Raw genomic sequence first — 2747 nt, forward strand, 5'->3', positions numbered from 1 at the left:
GAGCACGACGAAGAGAAGGACGGGCGCACGCTGCGGGAGGTCCGCTACGGCTCGTTCCGCCGGTCGTTCCGGCTACCTGCGAACGTCACCGGCGAGGCCATCGCGGCGTCCTACGACGCCGGCGTGCTGACCGTGCGGGTCACCGGTGCTTACGCCGGGACTCAGCCGCAGCGCATCGAGATCACGAAGTAGTCTGCGTAGTCTGCGACCTCCGCACTCAGCTCGAATCCGGTGGGGCCCAACGGCTCCGCCGGATTCGAGGCGCCGCCGCGCTACATCGATTGCCCGACTCCTTCTCAGACCGTTACACGGTCTGCATCGTCGTCGGGCTAACCCCAGCGGGCCAGGATCTCCTTGGCCCGGTTTCCCAAGGCGGCCTGCAGGAACGGCCCGAAGCTGATCCGCCCGACGCCCAGCGGACCGAAGGAAGCGGGATCGTCCTGATCGGGTAGGGCGATCGCATTGACCGGAAGCGGCAACTCAGTGGTCAAGCGCCGCAACGTCTCCGGGTCGTGGCGGCCCACCGGATAGAGGACATCGGCACCGGCACTGGCGGCCTTCTGCAATCGCGCTACCGCCCGCTCGACGCGGTCGGACTCGTCGCCTTCCTGGCGCAGGAAAAGGTCGGTGCGGGCGTTGATCACGAGATGGACCTTCGCCTCGTCGGCGGCGGCGCGCAGTGCACCGACCAGTTCAGCGTGTTCGTCCGCCGAACGCAGTCGCTTGCCCTCGCTGTGCACGGTGTCTTCGATGTTCAGCCCCACCGCACCTGCCCCAAGCAGCCCATCGATCAGCCGCGAAGCCGGCAGCCCGTAACCGGATTCGACGTCCACCGAGACCGGGACGTCCACCGCAGCGGTGATCTGGGCGACCCGGCCCAGCAGGTCGTCGAACGACATGCCCTCGTTGTCGGGTTTGCCGATCGAGTCGGCGACGGGATGACTGCCGACGGTCAGCGCGGCGAAACCGGCGTCGGTGGCAAATCGCGCCGACCAGGCGTCCCACACCGTCGGGAGAATCACCGGATTGCCCGGCTGATGCAGCGCCAATAGCGCCGTTGCTCGATCGGCCAATGCGCTGGATGCCGGCATGGCTGGCTGCCTCCCGCTCGCGGGCGTGACCTGGCTCACGCCATCGCTGTGTGCTGGATAGTATCGGGTGACGTACTGTGATTTATGACACCTTCACTTCCAGGGAGATCCGTTGTCCAGCACTACTGAACTCGCCGAACTGCACGAGCTCATCGGTGGCCTGCGGCGGTGCGTGACGTCGTTGAGGTCGCGGTACCGCGACACTCCGGCGATGCGTCGCGTGGTGAACGACGTCCAACGAATCCTCAATGACGTTGAGCTGCTCGACATCGACGCCGGTGAGCTGGATCTGGCCCGGCACACCCTGGACCAACCGGCTGAGAAAATCGCCATTCCCGACACCCAATACGACGCCGAATTCTGGCGTGATGTCGACGACGAAGGTGTCGGCGGCCACAGCCGTTCTTGATTTGCCCCCCGCGAGACTGCGTGCTCTTCGCTGTGGGTACTCTCCGACGAGGCCACGCGAAGAGGATCCCAATAGATGAGCGCACCCACAGCGAACCGTTCTGCGTCTGGTGTCTTTTCACCCACGCGCGCCCACATCCAGCAACGGACGCTACGGACCGACCGGTGGTGGATGTCGCCACTGCGGATCGACCTGGGCTTCGCCGCATTTGTCATCTACGCGACGGCACGCGCATTCCAGCGGAATGACTTCTTCGTCCACAAATACCACTACCTGACCCCGTTCTACTCGCCGTGCCTCAGCAAGGCTTGCGGTGAGGCCAGCGACTTCTGGCCGCAGATCCTGCCGAACGTGTGGTGGCTGCCGTTCGCGGCGCTGTCGCTGCCGTTCCTGCTGTTGTTCCGTCTGACCTGCTACTACTACCGCGGCGCCTACTACCGCACGGTGTGGCAGTCGCCCTCCGCCTGTGCGGTGGCCGAACCGCGCGTCCACTACACCGGTGAGACCAAGTTCCCGCTGATCATCCAGAACACCCATCGGTATTTCTTCTACGTCGCCGGCATTATCTCGGTGATCAACAGCTACGACGCGATCGTCGCGTTCCATTCCGCGGACGGACCGGGTGGATTCGGTTTCGGCCTGGGCAACGTGATCATGGTTGGCAATGTCATCATGCTGTGGGTCTACACGCTGTCCTGCCATTCGTGCCGGCACATCACCGGTGGGCGGCTCAAGCACTTCTCCAAACACCCTGTGCGGTACTGGATCTGGACCCAGGTCAGCAAACTCAACACTCGGCACAAGCTGTACGCGTGGATCACACTGGGCACGCTGATGCTCACCGACTTCTACATCGCGCTGGTGGCCAGCGGCGCCATCTCGGACCTGAGATTTGTTGGCTGAGAACCTGTTTCACGGATATCGGAAAGTTTAGTGAGGTTCCATGACTGAGGTCGAACGGCACTCCTACGACGTGGTCGTGATCGGTGCCGGCGGCGCAGGTTTGCGCGCGGTCATCGAGGCGCGGGAACGCGGCCTCAGGGTTGCGGTGGTGTGCAAGTCGCTGTTCGGCAAGGCCCACACGGTGATGGCCGAGGGCGGCTGCGCGGCGTCGATGGGCAACACCAACCCGAAGGACAACTGGAAGACCCACTTCGGCGACACGATGCGCGGTGGGAAGTTCCTAAACAACTGGCGGATGGCCGAATTGCACGCCAAGGAGGCACCCGACCGGGTTTGGGAACTGG

At 64.1% G+C, this 2747-nt stretch carries 5 protein-coding genes; 4 read left to right on the forward strand and 1 reads right to left on the reverse strand.

Annotated elements, in window-relative coordinates; all coding sequences use genetic code 11:
• Positions 1-192 (forward strand): Hsp20/alpha crystallin family protein (locus tag WAN71_RS19445; protein WP_422226892.1); only part of this gene is annotated, 192 nt, incomplete at its 5' end.
• 137 nt (positions 193-329) lie between these two features.
• Here the strand turns inward: WAN71_RS19445 and WAN71_RS19450 are convergent.
• Complete coding sequence (locus tag WAN71_RS19450) at positions 330-1091, reverse strand: isocitrate lyase/PEP mutase family protein (RefSeq protein ID WP_422226893.1); 762 nt, start codon at positions 1089-1091, stop codon at positions 330-332.
• A gap of 112 nt (positions 1092-1203) precedes the next feature.
• Between WAN71_RS19450 and WAN71_RS19455 the strand changes: the two genes are divergently transcribed.
• The 3 genes from WAN71_RS19455 to WAN71_RS19465 all read left to right on the forward strand — a co-directional run.
• A complete protein-coding gene (locus WAN71_RS19455; protein WP_422226894.1) occupies positions 1204-1500 on the forward strand; it encodes a hypothetical protein in 297 nt (98 codons plus the stop codon).
• Between the two features lie 75 nt (positions 1501-1575).
• The gene (locus WAN71_RS19460; protein ID WP_422226895.1) at positions 1576-2403 is read left to right on the forward strand and encodes a hypothetical protein; all 828 of its coding nucleotides are present in this window, start codon (positions 1576-1578) and stop codon (positions 2401-2403) included.
• Between the two features lie 40 nt (positions 2404-2443).
• The coding region (locus WAN71_RS19465) for an FAD-dependent oxidoreductase (protein WP_422226896.1) at positions 2444-2747 on the forward strand (304 nt) is incomplete at its 3' end.

Origin of the sequence: Mycobacterium sp. (assembly GCF_049280035.1) — a bacterium.
Taxonomy (GTDB): Bacteria; Actinomycetota; Actinomycetes; order Mycobacteriales; family Mycobacteriaceae; genus Mycobacterium.